Annotated in this window: 18 protein-coding genes and 1 pseudogene; 11 read left to right on the top strand and 8 right to left on the bottom strand. The window is 54.7% G+C overall.

Features of this window, described 5'->3' with window-relative positions; translation table 11 throughout:
- Positions 1 to 136: 136 nt before the first annotated feature.
- The gene (locus RDV48_05835; GenBank protein ID MDQ7822296.1) at positions 137 to 781 is read right to left on the bottom strand and encodes a hypothetical protein; all 645 of its coding nucleotides are present in this window, start codon (positions 779 to 781) and stop codon (positions 137 to 139) included.
- 87 nt (positions 782 to 868) lie between these two features.
- A complete protein-coding gene (locus tag RDV48_05830) occupies positions 869 to 2,431 on the bottom strand; it encodes a hypothetical protein (GenBank protein MDQ7822295.1) in 1,563 nt (520 codons plus the stop codon).
- 174 nt (positions 2,432 to 2,605) lie between these two features.
- On the opposite strand from RDV48_05830, the gene RDV48_05825 reads away from it, so the two are divergent.
- A complete protein-coding gene (locus RDV48_05825) occupies positions 2,606 to 4,285 on the top strand; it encodes a thiamine pyrophosphate-binding protein (protein ID MDQ7822294.1) in 1,680 nt (559 codons plus the stop codon).
- 396 nt (positions 4,286 to 4,681) lie between these two features.
- Here RDV48_05825 and RDV48_05820 read toward each other — a convergent pair whose 3' ends face one another.
- Together RDV48_05820 and RDV48_05815 are read right to left on the bottom strand one after the other, a co-directional pair.
- Positions 4,682 to 5,875, bottom strand: coding sequence for an ATP-binding protein (locus RDV48_05820; protein MDQ7822293.1), 1,194 nt, complete (start codon positions 5,873 to 5,875; stop codon positions 4,682 to 4,684).
- A gap of 178 nt (positions 5,876 to 6,053) precedes the next feature.
- Positions 6,054 to 6,425: a hypothetical protein gene (locus RDV48_05815; protein ID MDQ7822292.1), complete on the bottom strand. Its 372-nt coding sequence runs from the start codon at positions 6,423 to 6,425 to the stop codon at positions 6,054 to 6,056.
- 433 nt (positions 6,426 to 6,858) lie between these two features.
- Here RDV48_05815 and RDV48_05810 point away from each other — a divergent pair, with 433 nt between their 5' ends.
- From RDV48_05810 to RDV48_05780, 7 genes and pseudogenes are all read left to right on the top strand, one after another.
- Positions 6,859 to 7,542: a DUF2490 domain-containing protein gene (locus RDV48_05810; protein MDQ7822291.1), complete on the top strand. Its 684-nt coding sequence runs from the start codon at positions 6,859 to 6,861 to the stop codon at positions 7,540 to 7,542.
- 192 nt (positions 7,543 to 7,734) lie between these two features.
- Positions 7,735 to 8,361 carry a response regulator gene (locus RDV48_05805; GenBank protein MDQ7822290.1) on the top strand — a complete coding sequence of 209 codons (627 nt, stop codon included), beginning with the start codon at positions 7,735 to 7,737 and terminating at the stop codon, positions 8,359 to 8,361.
- 65 nt (positions 8,362 to 8,426) lie between these two features.
- Positions 8,427 to 8,816 carry a response regulator gene (locus RDV48_05800; GenBank protein ID MDQ7822289.1) on the top strand — a complete coding sequence of 130 codons (390 nt, stop codon included), beginning with the start codon at positions 8,427 to 8,429 and terminating at the stop codon, positions 8,814 to 8,816.
- Positions 8,812 to 9,066, top strand: a pseudogene (locus RDV48_05795) (hypothetical protein). Before RDV48_05800 ends, RDV48_05795 begins: the two are co-directional and overlap by 5 nt.
- The gene (locus RDV48_05790; GenBank protein MDQ7822288.1) at positions 9,059 to 9,733 is read left to right on the top strand and encodes a hypothetical protein; all 675 of its coding nucleotides are present in this window, start codon (positions 9,059 to 9,061) and stop codon (positions 9,731 to 9,733) included. Before RDV48_05795 ends, RDV48_05790 begins: the two are co-directional and overlap by 8 nt.
- Positions 9,734 to 10,083: 350 nt before the next feature.
- Entirely contained in the window at positions 10,084 to 10,719 is a 636-nt protein-coding gene (locus RDV48_05785; GenBank protein MDQ7822287.1) for a cyclase family protein, read from the top strand.
- A 183-nt stretch (positions 10,720 to 10,902) separates the two neighbouring features.
- The gene (locus tag RDV48_05780) at positions 10,903 to 11,157 is read left to right on the top strand and encodes a hypothetical protein (GenBank protein MDQ7822286.1); all 255 of its coding nucleotides are present in this window, start codon (positions 10,903 to 10,905) and stop codon (positions 11,155 to 11,157) included.
- A 52-nt stretch (positions 11,158 to 11,209) separates the two neighbouring features.
- Here RDV48_05780 and RDV48_05775 read toward each other — a convergent pair whose 3' ends face one another.
- Both RDV48_05775 and RDV48_05770 read right to left on the bottom strand, forming a co-directional pair.
- Positions 11,210 to 11,560 (bottom strand): CopG family antitoxin, encoded by a 351-nt coding sequence (locus tag RDV48_05775; protein MDQ7822285.1) that lies wholly within the window; start codon positions 11,558 to 11,560, stop codon positions 11,210 to 11,212.
- 4 nt (positions 11,561 to 11,564) lie between these two features.
- A complete protein-coding gene (locus RDV48_05770; GenBank protein MDQ7822284.1) occupies positions 11,565 to 11,867 on the bottom strand; it encodes a BrnT family toxin in 303 nt (100 codons plus the stop codon).
- A 138-nt stretch (positions 11,868 to 12,005) separates the two neighbouring features.
- Here RDV48_05770 and RDV48_05765 point away from each other — a divergent pair, with 138 nt between their 5' ends.
- Positions 12,006 to 12,302, top strand: a complete 297-nt coding sequence (locus tag RDV48_05765) for a hypothetical protein (GenBank protein MDQ7822283.1) — start codon at positions 12,006 to 12,008, stop codon at positions 12,300 to 12,302.
- Positions 12,303 to 12,408: 106 nt separating this feature from the next.
- On the opposite strand, the gene RDV48_05760 is transcribed toward RDV48_05765, so the two are convergent.
- Complete coding sequence (locus tag RDV48_05760; protein MDQ7822282.1) at positions 12,409 to 12,708, bottom strand: hypothetical protein; 300 nt, start codon at positions 12,706 to 12,708, stop codon at positions 12,409 to 12,411.
- 358 nt (positions 12,709 to 13,066) lie between these two features.
- Between RDV48_05760 and RDV48_05755 the strand changes: the two genes are divergently transcribed.
- Positions 13,067 to 13,210, top strand: coding sequence for a hypothetical protein (locus tag RDV48_05755; GenBank protein MDQ7822281.1), 144 nt, complete (start codon positions 13,067 to 13,069; stop codon positions 13,208 to 13,210).
- A gap of 88 nt (positions 13,211 to 13,298) precedes the next feature.
- Here the strand turns inward: RDV48_05755 and RDV48_05750 are convergent, their stop codons facing one another.
- A complete protein-coding gene (locus RDV48_05750; protein MDQ7822280.1) occupies positions 13,299 to 15,431 on the bottom strand; it encodes a hypothetical protein in 2,133 nt (710 codons plus the stop codon).
- Positions 15,432 to 15,989: 558 nt separating this feature from the next.
- Between RDV48_05750 and RDV48_05745 the strand changes: the two genes are divergently transcribed.
- Positions 15,990 to 18,389, top strand: a complete 2,400-nt coding sequence (locus RDV48_05745) for an HNH endonuclease signature motif containing protein (GenBank protein MDQ7822279.1) — start codon at positions 15,990 to 15,992, stop codon at positions 18,387 to 18,389.
- The last annotated feature ends 44 nt before the right edge of the window (positions 18,390 to 18,433 follow it).

The following is an 18,433-nucleotide window of genomic DNA, read 5'->3' as shown; positions in this document are numbered from 1 at the left end:
TCGGCGCATCTTCCAACCCCGTCTGCATATCCCTCGAAAGCTTCACCCTCACCGTGGAAGAGATGATCGAACAGGCCAGGCTCTCCTTTTCGGTGAGAAGAGAGAGCCCCCGGCGAGCCCTTCGAAAATATGCCGCTCACTTCGGACGGAGACGGGAAAGAAGCCTCACTATATCTTCTATAGAATAGTGTTCAAAAGAATCGATGTTCAGGTCTGCAACGATTTCTGCGCCCTCCACTCTTAAAATGACCTCTTTAAGGGTATACCGGTACCATTCCCGCTTTGCCTTATCGGGCTCTTCTCTCTGCAGGCGGCTTATTTTCTCCCCGGCGGCCTCCCTTGTGTAGTAGGCCGCTTCCGGATAGAGAAACCTGCCGTCGCCGAAGGAGGTCTCGTAGAAGTCCTCCACGAGCACCAGGTACACCTTCACCGGTCCCGGTGAGCGGCTCTTAAGGTGTTCCCGCACTGCGGGCGGCACCTTGTCGAGCCTGGTCTTTGCATTGAAATTGTCGGCCCAGGTCTTCCCGGGCGAAGGTGCCGGGATCTTTTCAGGGTTTGGCAGGGCGATCCCCCGCTCCTCCAGGTCATGAAGGGTGATGCGGTCAGCCTTGAAATTGCGGAACACCTCCTGGTGGTAGCAGTCCCACGCAAGGCTTTCGGGATCGTGGTATTTCCATTCCCCTTCCCGGCCGTAGGTGAGGAGGCCATTGAATCCCATGGTCCCCAGAAAAATGAGTATGGACTCCCCTATCTCATAGATCTCGTTGAACTCTTCACGCATGTCACCACCTCCGGGATACCCGCACTCTTCAACTCCCTCACTCAACTATTTTTCCAGCGGCCCATTGAATCCTGCATCGTTCATGGGTCACTTCCCCCCGGCCGTGGTAAAGCCTGCAGGGACGTCCATCACCAGGATTCCCCTCGGGGGAGGCAGTGAGCCGGCCTGGGGATCGGAACCGCTCGCGGGCAGCACGGCGCTCATTACAAGAGAAGTGCCTTTCGGTGACCACACGCAATGATTGGCATTAAGGCTGTCTTCAGTGATTTTTGTCGGAATGCCGTTAATGTCGCCTGGCGATCCGGTGAATCTTTTCAGGTATATCGCGTAGATGTCGGGATTAGGACTCCCCCTGTTGGACTCGAAGTTGATGACCGTGCCGTCAGGCGACCATGAGGGCGCCCGGGCCTGGCCGCTGTCGAAGAGCCAGGGCTTTGTCCCCGCCGGGGCCTCGAGATCGATTATGTAGATGCTGTTCGCATTCTGGTTGTAGGGCTCATTGACGCAGCACTGGGCGGCGAAAGCCACATAACGGCCGCCAGGGGACACGCTGGGCATGCCTGCGAGGAGCTGGGTATCGCTCGTGAGATTCACCACGGTGGCCGGGTTTGTGCCGGGCCATACGCGGCGTATGATGCCCTTGTAGTTGGTGATGGGATTGTAGCCGTAATCCACTACCGCAAGGCTCTTGCCGTCGGGGAACCAGTATGGGTAGTCAACTATCGGGCGGAACTCGGGCGAGGTCACCTGCACAAGCCCTGAGCCGTCGGGGTTCACTGTCCAGACTGAATCGCCGGTGCGTGAAGAGCCGGTGAATGCAATCTGGTTGTTGGCGGCAGACCAGTTCGGGCGGGTGCTCTGATAGTCTTTGGTGAAGCTCTGGGGAAGGAAGGGGGTGCCCGTGCCTCCTGTCGCAGGAACCTGGTAAAGCTCGTAGTCCACGGCCCCTCTCGCGGTGCGCTCGAAAACGATGGTGCTGCTGTCAGGCGAAAAGCCGCAGCGGTAGTCAATATTCGAGGGATTATCTGTTACATAGTAAAAGGCGGCGGTTGCCGTCGGCACAGGTGACGGAGATGGTGTCGGCGGGCACGTGCACGAAGGCGAAGGGGAGGGGCTTCCTGTCGGGGATGGTGCAGGAGTCGCCGCGGGTGGCGTTTCCTGGGGGCTCGAGTTGGGCGTCGCGTCGGTTGCTATCGCGAGCACATTGCTGCCGCTGCCCGATGAGTGCACGATGGCTATCTGCGCCTGAGAGAAAGCCTTTGTGGTCTCGCCGGGGCTTTTAAGGTCGTCGGGCGTGCGAAAGGTTATCTCGCCGTCAGCCCATGCGTGGTATCGGGCTGCTTTGCTGCTCTGAGCGCCTTGAACGAAGTGCACATAGCCCTGTCCCTGCGTGTCGCCGAAGCCGCTCCCCCGGATCCTGCTCCAGTCACCGGCCCGCAGCGGCTCTCCCGGCTTATCAAGGTTCTCGACGGTGTCAAGCCGGGGATTTGCTGCGCCGCTCCAGGCGGTGCCCAGAAAGCTTTGCCCTTCGGAGCCTCCTCCAGTACAGCCTGCCATGGAGAGGAATAAAAAAATAAGTGCCACAAATAATGCTGCAGAGTTTTCCACAGGGTTTCTTTTGACTGATCCTTCATCTACTACTGTCTTCATTGAAATCACCACTTTTTCTGCTGTATTTCTCCATACCAAGATGCCGATGATGCAGGGGAAGACAAGGATGCAAGGAAAGCTGCACCCGGGGAAGGAATTTCTAAAAACCATGAGAAGATGCAGGACGGATCAAGAAAAAGACATCGCCGGCACCGCCGGGAAAGGGGTATCAGAATGAACAAGCAGCTCACCGTAGCAGAGTATGTGATAGAGCGCCTCGCCGCCCTGGGAATAACCCATGCCTTCGGAGTGCCCGGCGACTATGCCTTTCCCTTTGATGATGCAATCGAGGCCTCACCTCATATGAAGTGGACAGGCTCCTCCAACGAGCTGAATGCAGGCTATGCCGCCGACGGCTATGCCCGTATCAGGGGAGCCGCAGTCCTCTCAACGACCTATGGCGTGGGTGAGCTCAGCGCCCTCAATGCGGTGATGGGCTCCAAGGCAGAGCGGCTGCCGGTCTTTCACCTCGTGGGTGCCCCGAGCACGCGCCTGCAGCATGATCGCCTGGTTACCCATCACAGCCTCGGTGACGGGGCCTTTGGCTCCTTCAGGGCTCTTTCGGAGGCAGCGGCATGCGCAGGCACTTCCCTGACGCCCGACAACGTCACGGGCGAGATGGAAAGGGTCATCAGGGCAGCCCTCATCAACAACCAGCCCGCTTATATCACCGTTCCGGCGGACTTCGCCCTTATGCCGGTGACAGGAGAGCCCCCGGCCTGGCGGACTCTCGATGAAATGAAATATATGGTCTCGAATGATGCCGAGCTCGAGGCCGCCGTCAAGGCGGTGCTCGCAAGGCTTGCAGATGCAAAAGCGCCGGTGGTACTGGCGGCTTGTACCGTGGCCCGATACAGGCTCCAGGACCGGCTTGCCGCTTTCCTGGAGAAATCACGGATCGGTTATGCCACCGCTCCCATGGACAAGGCGACTCTTTCAGAGAAGCACCCGAATTTTCTCGGAATGTACAGCGGGGCGGGGTCGGCGCCGCACGTGCGCGCCGCTGTCGAGGAAGCCGACTGCGTGATTGACGTCGGCGGCGTGGTCATGTCGGATATCAACACGGGGATGTGGAGCCACCGCATCAACCCCGCGCGGCTGGTTCACCTGCTTCCTGACCGTGTAAAGGTGGGAGAGAAACTCTATGGCCCCGTCAGCCTTGCAGACATGCTGACCAGGCTTGCCGCAGCCGTGCCGGCCTTCACTCCTGCAGCGAGTCCCGCCGGGATCCCTCTTCTTCCCATGACAGGCGCGCCCGGGGACCGTATCACTTCCGCGGCACTCTACCCGAGGCTTCAGCGCTTCCTTTCGGAGGGAGACATTGTCTTTGCAGAGACAGGGAGCTGCGTGCTCACCATGGGCGCCATGGGGCTTCCCGACAGGGCGGTCTATCACAACCAGACGCTCTGGGGCTCTATCGGTTGGGCGACGCCGGCCGCCTTCGGCGCATCGCTCGCCGCGCCTGACAGGCGCACTGTCCTCGTGACCGGTGACGGCTCTCACCAGCTCACGGCAAACGAGATAGGCACCATGGGCCGCTACGGAGCAAAGCCGGTGATTATTGTGCTCAACAACGGCCTCTTCGGAGTGGAGGAGGTTATCAACAGGACCGTGGGGCATGCGTACGACGACCTTGCCCTCTGGAGCTATCATAAGCTTCCCGAAGCAATGGGCTGCACCGGCTGGTACAGCGCCCGCGTTGAGACGGTGGGGCAGTTCGAGGAAGCCCTTGCGAAAGCGGCGGCCCATGATAATGCGTCATATATCGAGGTAGTCCTGGGCGCCGATGATCTGCCTGCGCAGTTCCCTGCCGCCGTCATCGATCAGCTCTACAGGATGGACACGCCTAAATGAAAGACTGGTGGATCCTATGAAGTGGCCGAATCAATCTTCCACTGGCCGCCCTCCTTTATGAGGGAGAACCTGCATCTCCTCTTTTCGCCGAGGGGATCGTAAGGACCGGCCTTTCCCCGATCCTTCAGGGGAGGGTAAACGCTTATTTTGATCGATATGCCACAGGTTTAGATGGGTGAGGATTTCTTGCTCCTACTCACAGAGCATTACTGACGGCATCATCATACCTGGGGGTATGATGTGCGTCAGTTAACCGGAAAGTCGTCGATAATGGAGATTATTTCCATCGAGCCTCCGCAGGCTCGGCAGATAAGAGGATCTGCCCTGTCGCCATGGCAGATCCCCATAGAACCGGGAGGAGCCTATGGAGGGGAGTATCTCCGGAACGTGCGCCCGCTACAGGCAGAAACGGTAGCAATTCTCGAAACCTGCGATCAATTTTCGATCAGGATTATAGGCATCGAAGGCCCTGGTAATTTTTCCCTTACCAGAGAATTTTACTTCTATGGCGAAAAGCTCTTTTTTCTCGATGCCTTCAAGAACGCAGTCTACTTCATAGCCTGTGTAGCTCCTCCAGAAAAATTGCTGATAAGGGCGGCCGGAATAGAGATTTCTCCGGGCTATCCCCGCGATGACCAGATTTTCGAGAAGCGCTCCCCTGTCTTCCCTGTTCTGTATTGGGTCAAAGCGGTTGATAATGGAATTCCTGATACCCTGGTCCCAGAAGTAGATCTTGAACCTGGAGCCCACCTCTGTGCGCGGGTTGTGACTGTAAGGGAGCAGCCGGAAGAGCACGAAGAATTTCTCAAGGATCGTGATATATTCATCCACGAGCCGGCGGGAGATGCCGAGCGTTGAAGCGATCTCGTTGACGTTGACCAGTGATCCTGCCTGGTGGGCGAGCAGGGTGAGCAGGTCCGAGAGCGCTCTGGGGTGCCTGATTCCTTCCAGCATGAAGATGTCCTTGAAGAGGGCGCTCTCGACCAGGTCCCGCAATTTTGCCCTTCTCTCCCGTTGATCCTGAAGGAGGACGATTTCCGGATAGGAGCCATATACTATCATTTCCTCAGCTGCGGAGGCGAGCACGGGAAAGTGCAGAGGCTGTTCGGGAAATTGAAAGAAATTCTTACCACTCAGATGGTATAGTTCTCCCAGTGAGAGAGGCAGGAGTTCCAGGAAAAGTTTTCTTCCCGCCAGGCTTTCAGAGAGCGATTTTTTAAGCAGCAGCGATGAGGAGCTGCTGGCAAGAATTTTTACGTGGGGAAAGTTGTCTACGATGAGCTTCAGGAGCAGCTCCACCCTTTCAAAGTAGAGAATCTCATCCAGGAAGAGGTAATTCTTTGATCCTGCAGCAAAGCCCATGCCGTGAAAAAGCGTTTCCAGCCTGGCCAGGGAAAAGTCATTGAAGATGGCCCGTGTCCCGGGATCATCCAGCGAGAAATAAGCGGTGGGGGCGAGGGGTTTTATTGTGTTTTCGAAATGCCGAAGGAGAGACGTTTTGCCGACTCTCCTGGGACCATAGAGAATCAGGGCCTCAGGGGATGGAAGCGATTTTTCAATGGCTTCTTCTATGATCCTGGAATACCACATACGCTCATCATACTAGAAACTGTGAAAATTGTCAAGAAATGTGCAAAATTACTACTAAATTTGCGCAAAGTTGAACAAAATTACTCTCAGCTCTCGCCCTCCTGCCCGCCCAGTTCCCTGCCGCCGTCATCGATCAGCTCTACAGGATGGATACGCCTGAATGAAAGACTGGTGGATCCTACAAAGTAGCCGAATCAATCTTCCACTGGCCGCCCTCCTTTATGAGGGAGAACCTGCATCTCCTCTTTTCGCCGAGGGGATCGTTCTGGATGAGGACTGTCATATCGCCCCTGGGAGAGATGAGCACCTCGGTGCTTATCTCTGCCCTGGTATCTTCTGATTTTATGGTGTCAATAGTCCTCAGGATATAATAAGCTTCTCTCAGTGATCTCCTGAAGCCCTCCAGTGATTTGCGGGCCTTGTAGTCACTGCTGAAAAGATCATAGGCGCCCTCGACGCTTCCGGAGTTCAGCTTCGAGAAATAGGTGGCCACCGTCTCACCACCCTCGCTTTTAGCCCTCAGGTCATTGGTGGTGAGGCCGCCCGGCACTGTCGTGGAGGTTCCCTGTAAACCGGTCCCCGGTCCACAAGAGGTCGTTCCTCAGCCAGCGCAGGCAGGCGGCGAAAAGACGGAGACCAGGAGGGACATTACCAGAAGGGTCACAAAAAGCGCTCTGTTCATCCTTTGCTCACTCTCCTGATGATAACCTTTTCTTGTATAGATGTCGTCCGCAGAGGAGAGGATTTTCATTCTGCTCCTCTTATTTTACTCTGCTGGAGAGAAGTTGAAAAGGGCCGGAAGAACTACCGGGAGCCCCCCTGAAGGCTGAAGCCTGAAGAGAGCTTCCAGTCAGGTTTCCCCTGGACCTTGGTCCATATTGTAAAATTATAATATTCATGCTATGGTATGGATATTCTTGCAGAAAAGGATACCTTTCCATTTGGCCAGCCGCGGCAATCCTGAAGGAAAGAAACACTTGAAAATGAGAAACCCGGGGAGAAGGATCAAGAACTTTCACCTGGTGGTATTCTCTTTCCTCTGCCTGGTGATGGCGCCCGCACCGGCATTTTCTGAGACCGAGGGCTCAGGGGAGACCTGGGTCAAGGGCGCTTTTGAAATCCCCCTTGCACCGCAGCTGAAAACCATCCTTTCCCTTGAATCTCATTATGATAGAGATGGCCTCTATTTCCAGAGCAGGGAGATGACCCTGTTCCGGAGCATATCCCGCACAATCGACCTGGAACTGGTGGGGTACAGGAGTGTCGAAAAACTGGACCAGAAGGTGTGGCAGGGGGAAAATGATTTTTTCGGGGGCATCATTTTCAACGGCAGGCTGGGTCCTTTTACCCTTTCAAACCGGAACCGCTTTGAATTCCTGACATTCTGCTATGACAATCCCTCCTATGTCCGTTACAGGAACAAGCTTACCCTCTCGCTCCCCGGGAAAATCACCCCCTATCTGGCCGATGAGTTCTTTTATGACATAGGAGACAATCACCCGGGATGGAACAAGAACCGTGTCTCTCTTGGTCTGAAAGGCGATATAGGGCAAGAGGTGAATCTCGATGTTTATTTCATGAGGCAGACTGATGCAAATTATCTCGATGAAGGCGAGCCACGCCCGCGCTTCAACATCACGGGAGGGAACCTCACCATAAGGTTCTGAAGCCCCTGCTCTGTGATTCCTCTCCTTAATGAAAAGGGAGAATTCTTTTCACGTCGAATTTTATCACGGCAGAACATCATAGAATATAAGGTTCTTCATAAGTGCTGCCTCCCGGATTCTTTTTCTCAGGGCCGCAGTCCAGTGCCTGCAATGAAAATATCATTACTTTTCATTAGTCTGTAAAGAAACACCATGAATGAAAAACAAAGAGTCTTTCTAGTCGATGATGATCCTTCGGTGCGCAGAGCGGTAGATCGCCTTCTTCGTTCCGAAGGCTACGTGGCCGAGGTCTTTTCCTCAGCGGGAGAGTTCCTCGAGAAAGGAACCTGGAGCGGGCCTGCCTGCCTGGTCCTCGATGTGAACATGCCTGACCTTTCGGGTCTTGACCTCCAGCATGAAATGAATGAAAAGGGCATGGCCCTTCCCATAATATTTATCACCGGTTTTGGCGACATCCCTATGACGGTGAAAGCCATGAAGGGCGGAGCCGCAGACTTTCTCACCAAGCCTTTCAACGATGAGGAGCTGCTTGAAGCCGTAAGAGATGCGCTTGAGAAGCAGAATGGCGAGCACCAGGAGCAGCGGGCTCTCAAAGAGTCCCGCCTGCTGGTTCAGTCCCTCACTACCCGGCAGGAGCAGGTATTCAGGCGGATTATCGGGGGAATGCTCAACAAGCAGATTGCCTTTGAGCTCGGCATATCGGAAAAGACAGTGAAATTCCACCGGGGAGAGCTGATGAAAAAACTCGGAGCGACTTCTGTCGCAGGGCTTGTCCGCCTGGCAGAGCAGGCAGGAATCAAGCCCTTGCCAGGAAGCTGAAACGCTTTACCTGGACCAAGGTCCCACTATACAAGGCCATTGCATTTCGCTATACTGTGATTACTATGTCTGAAAAAGATCCCTTCTCACCATCCATTTTCATTGTCGATGACGATGATTCTGTGCGCCGTTCACTCTCGCGGCTTATACGCTCAGAAGGGCTTACTCCAAGAGTATTCCCCTCAGCCGAGGCTTTTCTTGAAATAGTCCCGCTTGAGAGCAAAGGATGCCTTATCCTGGACGTCCGCATGCCGGGGATGAACGGCTTTGAGCTCCAGGAAAAGCTCTGTTCCGCAGGATCGCCCCTGCAGATCATTTTCATAAGCGCGTTGCAGAAGCCGGGTGAAAGGGAGCATGTGCTGAAATGCGGAGCCCTGGGCTTACTGGACAAGCCCTTCTCAGAAGAGGAACTCATGAGCCTTGTGAAGGCAGCAATCGCCGCCAGGCAGTCTTGACAGGAAGGCCGTCGCCACCCGGAAGATGGAGCGCACGATACCCTTCATACTTCAATGGGATGAAGCTCTCGACGTGGGAAGCGACACGCTCACCGGTGTCTGAGACAGGGACTACCAGCCGCCCTTCACTTTTACCAACACCCTCAAAAGAGTCACTCTCACCATCGACAGGCCCACGCTCTCGCCCGAGGACATAAAGAAGCACCAGGAGGCAGAGCATATTAACAGGATGAGGGAACAGCATGAATAATGAAGACCAGGAAGAGAGGCTCCCCGGGGAGCTGACGATAGTCCGGGCCGCACTGAAGACACCACGGGCTGCCGCCATTGCCGGTATTGTATTTTCAATAGTGTATATCACCATTCTTTTCTTGATAAGGATTTCTGTTCCTCCGAGCCCCCTTGATGCCGGAGCATGGCTTTCGGGCCGCTGGAAGTATGTCGATCTTGCCTTGCAGCTGATGCCTTTTGCAGGCATCGCATTCCTGTGGTTCATGGGAGTTATCCGTGATCGAATAGGGCACCGCGAGGACCGCTTCTTTTCCACGGTATTCCTCGGAAGCGGTTATCTTTTCGTCGGCATGCTCTTCAGCGCTTCCGCCGTCGCCGGCACCACAATAATGCTATATGGCGCCGCTCCTGAAAAGGTCATAGAATCAGGCATGTATTCCTTCGCGCGCGCTCTGTCATACCAGTTCATGAATATCTTCGGGATAAAGATGGCAGCGGTATTCATGGCGATGACAAGCACGCTCCTTCTGCGCACCGGGGTTGTCCCGCGCTGGATCGCGATCCTGGGCTACCCTCTCGCACTCGCGCTGCTGCTGTGCAGCGGCATATTCCATTGGTTTCCGTTATTCCTGCCGCTGTGGGTGCTCATGGTAAGCCTTTACATACTCATCTCAAACCTTGCCTGAAAAGCAGCACAGGAAATGATTCCATTCCTGCACTCTCACATGAGCTGCACAAGATCTTTAAAGAAAAGCACAAAGCCACATGCTGCAGGGTACTGTCAAAGAATGTGCAACAGGGGACGCCTGAGCAGAAGCAGCAGTGCTCGCAGCTCGCCGGAGAAGTGACGGAGGAGACGGCCAGAATATTCATCAGGAAGTTGGGAGCCGATATCCTGAAGGGGTAAAACCCTCCTTCCATGTTCCCTATGTGAAAAAGCAAAGTGTATGGTGGTGAGACCATGCACTTTTTCCACGCTACAGAGCCGGAAAAGCCCAGCGATATCCCCCCACGGATTCTCTTAAAGGAGGGCGGCATGGCACGAAAATGGATCGATGTCACCGTGATGATAAAGAACGGCATGGTCGGCTGGCCCGGCGATCCGGAGGCCCGTATCAGCCATGCGATGGAGATAGAAAGGGGCGACCCCTGCACGGTATCGCTCCTTGAACTGGGTGCCCACGCGGGCACGCACATGGACGCGCCTGCCCATTTTGTCCGGGGGGGCGCCGGGATTGACAGGATGCCGGTGGAGGCCGCCATCAGCGCGGCGCGGGTAATCCCCATCAAGGATCACGTATCGATAAGGCCCGAAGAGCTTGAAGGCCATCATATAAGGCGCGGGGAGCGGATCCTCTTCAGGACCCGCAACTCCGAGCATTGCTGGGATAGCGGCAGATTCTTCGAGGACTTCGTCTATATCTCAGCAGCGGCGGCCTGTTATCTTGCCGGGAGAAAAGTGAAGCTTGTCGGCGTGGACTATCTCTCAGTCGGGGGATTCCGCGCCGACGGAGTGGAGACTCACCAGGCCCTTCTCAAGACCGGCATCTGGCTTATCGAGGGCCTCAACCTGAAGAAGGTGAAGCCCGGGCGTGTGCAGCTTCTCTGCCTTCCTCTCAGGATTGCCGGGAGCGACGGAGCGCCGGCGAGGGCTCTCATACGACCTGCATAATGATGAGCAACCATGCCGAGTAATGCAAGGAGAGATGAGCATGCAGCCTGAAGTTTCTGAATCCCCGGTGAAACAGGATGCCCCGGCTGTCCGCACCGCCCTGAAGACGCCACGGGCTGCCGCTGTTGCAGGCATCATATTTTCCCTGCTTTTCTCATTATTCTTGTGCTCATGAGGCTTTCCGTGCCCGCCGATCCTCTTGAAACGGGAGCATGGCTTCTTCATCACTGGAAGCATGTCAATATTGCGATGCAGCTCATGCCCGTCGCAGGCATCGCCTTCCTGTGGTTCATAGGGGTGATCCGCAACCGTATGGGGGCGCATGAAGACCGCTTCTTCGCCACCGTGTTTTTCGGAAGCGGGCTGCTCTTTGTGGCCATGATCTTCAGCATCTCCGCCAGCGTGACGCCCTGGTGCCCCGCCGCAGAGAGAGTTTAGTGCACGTTCGCAAAAACTTTACGGACATTGTTTCTGCGGAGTATGTGCTTAACTATCTCCTTTTGCTTGTTGCGATATTGACAAGCGCTCTCTCTTCTTCTTCAAATTTTTCCTTTATCCACTTCTGTATCAGTGTTTGATACCGTATTTTCTTTATGTGAGCCATTTTTTTGACCCCTTCTTTTAATACCGGGTCTAACCTGATTGAGATAGGAAGCTTTTTCTGTCTCATGTCGTTGACATGAAGGTCAACATCTTCAAATTCGTCGGGAAAATCCAGAGGACTGTGGTTGCCCCAGAACTCTGCTTCTTCCTCTTCGTTATGAAATTCAGGAATCTTTCCGTCTTTACAGAGTATACAGCCCTGGCATAATTCAGGATCGCGAATCGAAGCTTTTTTCATATCACTAACCTTCTTTCTCACTGTAAAATTTTCTATGGACCTTTGTCATCTCCCGGGCACTTATAATCCTTATTACGTCATAACTTCCTTTTGATACTCTGCCCTTATATTGAAACACCACAAACAGGTATTTACCTTCCTCTGTTCTTCCGAATAGAGCATACCGTTCATTTCTTGTTCTTTTCAGTCTGGCAGAGGGATCAAAGAAAACTTGCTCTGCTTCCTCATCAGTAACATCATGTTTAAGATTTTTCCCCGCATTGCCCTTGTCCCATTCAAAACTTTTATCTGTTAATTGGAGATTCACTCATCACCTCCACTTGATGTATGTTTGATTTGTATATACATTATAGCATTACAATTGGCTGCCTGTCAATCCCAACACAGGCATTTACTCTCGTCAATCCCCTCAAATTTCGCCCGATTTGGAAGGTCGCCCTTGCCCATGAAAATCTCTCCAGACCCCCTGCCATGCTCTGAAAAACTCTTCATGCACAAGGTCTTCAAGATGCTTTTAGAAGAAGACAAAATCAACGAATCAGTCATCGAGAACCTTATGAGCAGGCATAACTGCGGGTTTGTACTGATGCCAAATCTGCGATTTGTGCATCAGTACATCTGCGCACCAAAGACCCCTATGCCGATTCCTCTCTCCTCGATGTGGTTCTCGGACGCAACTGAAGATATAAGGGGCAGTAAGGGCTCTGGTTCTGCGCTTACAGCATCAGGGCTTTTAGCCTGATATCCCGCCTTTTTCCTCTCACCGACACCCCGCTTCCCGAAATTTCTTATATAATTCCTGGGGAGGCCGGGGGGCTCAGAAATCAAGCTTCCTATCCTCTGTTGTCTCACTGCGGCTTTGCCGGTGATGAAGCAGCGCTCCGGCCGAAGGCCTCGTCGATGATTGAGCGCAGACGGGCGAGCATGTCCTGTGTCGGCTCCAGGAAGTCCTGCATTTCGTACACCTTCCCGAGAAATCCGTACTTGCTCTCCCCGAAGCGCATATAGGGAAGCAGCTCGTAATCGATCACGTTCTTGTATGGTTTGATGAACGCCAGAGTTGCCCGGATGTGCTCTTCATCATCATTGACTCCCGGGATGAATCCCCCGCCGAAATTTATCGCGATTCGTTTTATCTTGTCAGCCATAGTTGAACTCCTTTTCAGTGCCCCCTGCATATCCCTTTTGGTACGGGTTGTTTACAACCCGACATTATTTTATCATTAACAACAGGTATATGCTATTGAGACCTTGGTCCAGGTATGACTGACTGCCCTGCCGCGCGCTTGTTCCCTGATTCCATAGCATCAAAGCGCCTTATGCCAAAAGCGATGCTTATCTCGAGCGCTCCCGGACTCTTTCTTCCTGCCGCACCTGCGGATTCTGTTCCATTTACCGCTTTTTGTCAAATCATTTGACAAAAAGGCTCAGGGGCGTGAATTATTTTATCTCAAGTCAACGCGCGGGCAGAAGACGCCTGATTATCTGGTGAGGGATTCAGAGGATGTGGTCTTTGAAGCAGGCGGTAAAGGCAAAGGGAGAAGCCAGTTCAAAGGGATTGAGGTGGAGAAAAAGATACTCCTTGCAGACAGCTATGACACCACGGGGGGCAGGCGACCTCTGTTTCTTGCGGGGATGATTAACCGGTGAGTCTGCCTGGATATGAGTCTCCATCCCACATTGCTGCAATAGTCCCCGTCGGTCCAATCCCCCGCGGTAAGCCTGCCAGCGTCGGCCTTCAAATATGGTTTTTGAGCTTTTCGTGGAACAAAGGGCCATGGACCTGCCTGTACCGGTATCTCAGGAACAGGGGAATCTCCTCAGTGCTCCCCTTTTCGTCAGTCAGCAGCAGATCCACCGACCCCGACCTCTCCCCCGGGCCCCTGATATCGGTGTATTCCCCCGGTCCCGCTTTCAGGTAGGAGTATTCACCCATCACGGGCTCGAGGCGATAATGATAGACAATGAGCGTTGGCCTGCGGAAGAAGAAGACTTTTCTCAGCGCATTGATGAGCCTGTGGATGGGGATTTCCTTCCCTTTCAGGAATATCTTGTCGCCGATGGTGACACTGACCTGGTCCACTCTTTCATTGCAGCCCTTCAGGATAAGGCTCTCGGGCAGCTCCTGTGAGTTGAATTCTGCGCTGCCACTCAGTTTCCAGCTTCCATCGGGCCAGGAATAAGTGCGGGAATCCATGAGGGCTCTCCCTATGACGCCTCCCTTCGCGCGGACTTTTCCTATAGGCATATTTTCAGTGTAGTCTCCCGATCTTATCCTGAATGAGAGAGGCTCGTCATTTTTCACTATGAAGGGGAGAGGCACAAACCTCACTGTGGTACCGTCGGTCTGGAGAACCAGGCTGCAGATCCCCATCTTCTGAAAATCCAGCAATCTTTTGCACCGGGGCTCGTTGTAGGCGGAATTGGTCTCCGTGGGGAGACCGAAATGGGCCACGGGGCTCCCTTCTATGGCTACCATGATTTTTTGGTATTCATGAAGGGGCCGGGCCTGCCATTGACCCGGGGCCTCCTGTTCATCCCTTTCTATCTTGAGGTGATCAAAAGTGGGCTTTTCTCCGCCTGTCAGAAAATCGAAGAGCTCGTCGGCCTGGAGCCTGTGGCCGAGGGCGCTGTGATGGCCTATCGGGGCATGATAGAGAAAAGAGTCCCTCACATGAGGAGCCCATCCCCGGAGAAAAGTGAGATGAGGTGACGATACCTGCTTTTCAAGCCCTCTCATATCCTCCTCCTCCGCTATGATTATTGCATTGCGGGCTTCGCTGCCGAGCCTGTTGAATATGAGGGCGTAAGTATCAAGGATCTCCTTCTTCCTTTCCTTTTTGTCCCTATAATAGAAAGGATTTTCAAGCTCGCCGCTTTTTGCGGAATCGAGGGCATAGAGTGACACGGGAGCTTTCTCGTCGTAGCGGAGATACCTCCAGGGGGGGAAGAACCGGAAATATCTCATCGTCGCATCAAGAAGCGAGTCTCCCGCCACCCCGACCAGTTTCAGGTCTCCCCTCTCGGCGATGAATCTCCCATGAAGGGGGAGGTACTCGCGGTTGTTGAATATAAAGGTCCTGTCACGGCTCTCGTGTATCTCGAGGGGGAGAAAGACTGCATAGTCAAGATCATATCTGATCCCCGCCGCTTTCCACAGAAGGTATGACTGGTGCATGCCATAGCCGCTCACGCCGAAGTTGATCACCTCGACATTGCTGAAGCCCCCCTCTTTGAATTTCCTTTGCAGAAATGTTGGGAATTCATTACCTTTTGCCGTTTCCATGCCAAAGACAAAGGAGCAGCCGAAAATCCCCACCCTGATGGTTCCAGGCTTCTTCTCCCGGGGAAAGAGAATGTATGAGTATTCAGGATGGATCTCTTTAGTATGAGCCCAGCCAAGGTTCAGAAGATCTGCCGGTGCTACCGAGGGAGTGTCGGGCTCCCTGTATGAGGGAGCGTTTCTCTGCTTGTAGCCGTCCAGGCTTCTCACGTAGCCGTGAAACCTGGCATACCAGACTAGGAAAAAAACCATGAGGCACAGCAGGACGGTGAGGATGATGAAGGCGGCAATTCTGCCCTTTGTGTTTCCCCTCGCGGGCAGGGTCTGCGGAGCTTCCTTCCTTGAGGCGCGAAGGGACTTCAGGGAGACGAATATCGCCGATAAAAGCAGGGTGAGAAGGGCAGAGAATATGACGAAGGTGAGGACCGCGGCATCAGTGAGCTCGAGGGACTGCTCCACAGGGAGGCGTGTATCGCAGAGGGCTCTTACCAGGTATTCACTGAAAATGACATAGGGGAGCCACAGGAGCACAAAAAACGTGCCCGCAATTGATACTGCTGGCGATAACGGTTTTTTGAAGCCAGGCATGAAGGTCCCTTTGAGAAACATAACAGGCTGTTGAGAGACTATACCAGATTTCTGCTTCTTTTCCTCCTCAGAGCCATCCCTGAGGTTCTGCCTCTTTCTCTGCTTCAATGGACAAAAAATACAAGATATGGGATCTGAGGCACAGGCCTGTCGATGAGTTTCACCGCTGTGACGGCTTTGAGCCGAAGCCTGAAAATGGGATTCCGCGGGTAAAGACAGTATCAGCCCAGGCACATTGCCTCCAGGGGTATCCCTCCCCGATGGCGCAGATTGTGCCATGTCATAATAATTTTTCGAGAGGTTCACGATGTTCTTCATCCTCACCAGAGGAGGCTTTAACTCTTCACCAGGCAGCTTTTTAGAGAGTTTTTGCAGAAAAAATGCAAAACAGGCTCTTCCGGGCGTGCAGAGGCCATCCAGTGATTGCCATAAAACCCAATGTACATCTTGTATTCTGCAGACAGACCTTTTGACATGCCATCTATTATAAGGTATAATTGAATATAGGATACATAAGACACCTATGAGCGGTAAGAATTCAATGAAAGGAGAAACGCTGTGAATACCGCGGCCGGAGTTCACCTCAGAGAGGTCCCGCACCGGGAGGCCCCATCGGCCACCCAGGCTCTTCAGGCTGCCCCGGCTGGGAAGCCTTCTCCCGCGGTGATCCGCGAGTATCCCGGCTACGAGGCAACCATGGAGGGCGGGCAGGTCTTCCAGGCCGGCCCCGGCCTTCCCCTGGTGACCTACGGCGCCGACGAGGTGCTCTCGCGCTCGAACTGCCGGCACATCTTTCGCGATCTCACCGCGGAGGTCCTGGACTGGAACCTCTGGTGCCTCTCCCATGCCGGGGTCAGGCTCGACCTTCTCATAGGGGAAGCGCTTCTCTCACTCAATGGGAAACTCGAGAAGCTCGGCTATGTGCGTATCGGCGACTTTGTGCGCGAGGAGCTGGGCATCTCATCCAGGAGCGGCTATGAGCTGATGAGGAATGCGAAGGCCCTTCAGAAGCTCCCCCTCATCAGGGAGGCTCTTGAACAGGGGCTTCTTCGTAAAAGCGCGCTACGGTATCTGTTCCAGGTCGTCACTCCTGAGACACAGCTTGAGTGGCTCTCAAAAGCTCTGCATTCCACCATAAGACAAATTGAAGAGGAGGTGAAGAGTTTAAAAGCCGGCGCCGGGGGGAGCGGCATCAGCGCCTTCGTCGCCGACGATGACGACGAAGAGGAGGAAAAGAGCCTCGCGGTAACCATGCGGGTTCCTTTTTCTGTTGCCGCAAAGTGGGACAGGGGCCTTGAGGTCTTCCAAAGGTCCGAAGAGGCAGAGCTCCCTTCAGAGAGCTTTGTGGAGGCCCTTCTTGCGGAGTTCGCCGCATCGGCGCCGCTCGAGGGCCTCGTGCATCCTGCCGCATCGGTGCAGGCACCAGAGGATTCCGGGACAGGGAAGCCGGTGGCTAGGGAGGCCGCGGGAGCTTCTCTCTGCCGTCAGCAGGGGAATAGCTCCCAGGTCCGTGAGGCCTCCCAGGGCGCCTGCGTAACCCACGGCGTTGGAGCACACTCTCGGGATGGGCTTGATGCTTCCGGCACAAGGGAGACCGGCGCCGATCCCGCCTTAGATGAGAAAGCACTTCTCCTTGGCGCCCTGGCGGGTGCCATCGCTTCCCTCGATGACGAGGCCCCCTTCGCCGAGCGGGACAAGGAACTCGCCCGGCAGGTCCACAAGGACCTCGAAGAGGTGTCGCGCCTCTGGGAGTTTCTCCCCTGGAAGCCCGTCACGGTGGAGCTTCCCCCGGAGTTTCAGGCTCCCGGGAGTCACTGCTCCGATGCCGATACCTCCGTCACCCTAGACGGGATACTCATGCGCCCTCCCGCCGATCCCTTCGAAACGGTCGCAAGGCTGAGGTCGATGGCAGCCTTCCGCCACTCCCTCTCCTTCTACCAGGGGAGGCTCCTTCGGACCCTCAACAATTTCGGCCTCTACAAAGACATGCTCTTCCTCTCCCTCGGGCACTACACCAGGGAGCGCCTCGGGATGTCCCGCAGCACCTCCTATTCCTTAATCTCATTAGAAAGGAGTTATTTAGAGTATCCCGATCTGCAGGACCTGGTCCTTGAGGGGAGGCTCACCCCCGAGCAGGCGCGGCATCTTGCAAAAGTCTTCAATGAGGGGACCCGCGTCAAGGGGGTGTGGCTCTCCTACGCCCAGGAGGTTCCAGTCGCTACCCTCATGGCTTCGGTCGAGGGGTTTCTCCGCTTTGCAAAGAGGGCGGTCCACAAAAAGTGGGACATCACTCCCGAGGCCTTCGAGGTGGCCGTCACGGGGAGGTCCGTCAAAAGAGTTTCCCCGGCAGGCTTGAATGCCACGGAACCCAGTGGGGATATGGGTTTGGATGCCGCAGTCCAGATTTCCGCACAGCAAAAAACAAGGGAAGGGGGATATAGTTCCGGGGGAGCCGTCATCTGGGAGGTCACCCAGGGCAGGGAGCACCTTGAGCTCCTCTCAATCCTCTCGGGAGAGGGGCCCCATCAAGAGGGGACCTTCGGGTTGAGCCTCTCGGACAGGGGCGCCCTCATCCGCTTCTTTTTGAAACTGGACCTCATCCCCCTCTGGAATCACGTGGTGAGGCTCTGGGGCGGAGAGAACCTCCCCCTCTTCATCGAGGCACTTCTTGATGCCTTCCTCGCCGCCTGGGACCTCCCCGAGAAAAAGGACATTCACCACCGCACCCTGGCCAGGGACCACTTCCAGTGCCAGGTTCCCGGATGCAGGTGCCGCCGCAACCTTCATTCCCACCATATTGTATTCCGTTCCCACGGGGGAAGCGACAAGCTTCACAATAGAATCACCCTCTGCATGGCTCACCACCTGAGGTGCCTCCACGAGGGCCATCTCATCATCAGGGGTACGGCGCCTCATAACCTCACCTTCATCTTCCCCCGCGGGGGTCCCAGGTCTTGAAAAGTATTACATTTTCGTAATATTTTAACATCCAGGCAACAAGT

This window comes from Candidatus Eremiobacterota bacterium (genome assembly GCA_031082125.1).
Taxonomy (GTDB): domain Bacteria; phylum Vulcanimicrobiota; class CADAWZ01; order CADAWZ01; family Ess09-12; genus Ess09-12.
This window is presented reverse-complemented; position numbering and strand designations above follow the sequence as displayed.

Coding starts and splice junctions, on each gene's coding strand:
- RDV48_05835 (MDQ7822296.1), bottom strand. CDS start 781: ATGCGTGAAGAGTTCAACGAGATCTATGAGATAGGGGAGTCCATACTC.
- RDV48_05830 (MDQ7822295.1), bottom strand. CDS start 2,431: ATGAAGACAGTAGTAGATGAAGGATCAGTCAAAAGAAACCCTGTGGAA.
- RDV48_05825 (MDQ7822294.1), top strand. CDS start 2,606: ATGAACAAGCAGCTCACCGTAGCAGAGTATGTGATAGAGCGCCTCGCC.
- RDV48_05820 (MDQ7822293.1), bottom strand. CDS start 5,875: ATGTGGTATTCCAGGATCATAGAAGAAGCCATTGAAAAATCGCTTCCA.
- RDV48_05810 (MDQ7822291.1), top strand. CDS start 6,859: ATGAGAAACCCGGGGAGAAGGATCAAGAACTTTCACCTGGTGGTATTC.
- RDV48_05805 (MDQ7822290.1), top strand. CDS start 7,735: ATGAATGAAAAACAAAGAGTCTTTCTAGTCGATGATGATCCTTCGGTG.
- RDV48_05800 (MDQ7822289.1), top strand. CDS start 8,427: ATGTCTGAAAAAGATCCCTTCTCACCATCCATTTTCATTGTCGATGAC.
- RDV48_05790 (MDQ7822288.1), top strand. CDS start 9,059: ATGAATAATGAAGACCAGGAAGAGAGGCTCCCCGGGGAGCTGACGATA.
- RDV48_05785 (MDQ7822287.1), top strand. CDS start 10,084: ATGGCACGAAAATGGATCGATGTCACCGTGATGATAAAGAACGGCATG.
- RDV48_05775 (MDQ7822285.1), bottom strand. CDS start 11,560: ATGAAAAAAGCTTCGATTCGCGATCCTGAATTATGCCAGGGCTGTATA.
- RDV48_05765 (MDQ7822283.1), top strand. CDS start 12,006: ATGAAAATCTCTCCAGACCCCCTGCCATGCTCTGAAAAACTCTTCATG.
- RDV48_05760 (MDQ7822282.1), bottom strand. CDS start 12,708: ATGGCTGACAAGATAAAACGAATCGCGATAAATTTCGGCGGGGGATTC.
- RDV48_05750 (MDQ7822280.1), bottom strand. CDS start 15,431: ATGCCTGGCTTCAAAAAACCGTTATCGCCAGCAGTATCAATTGCGGGC.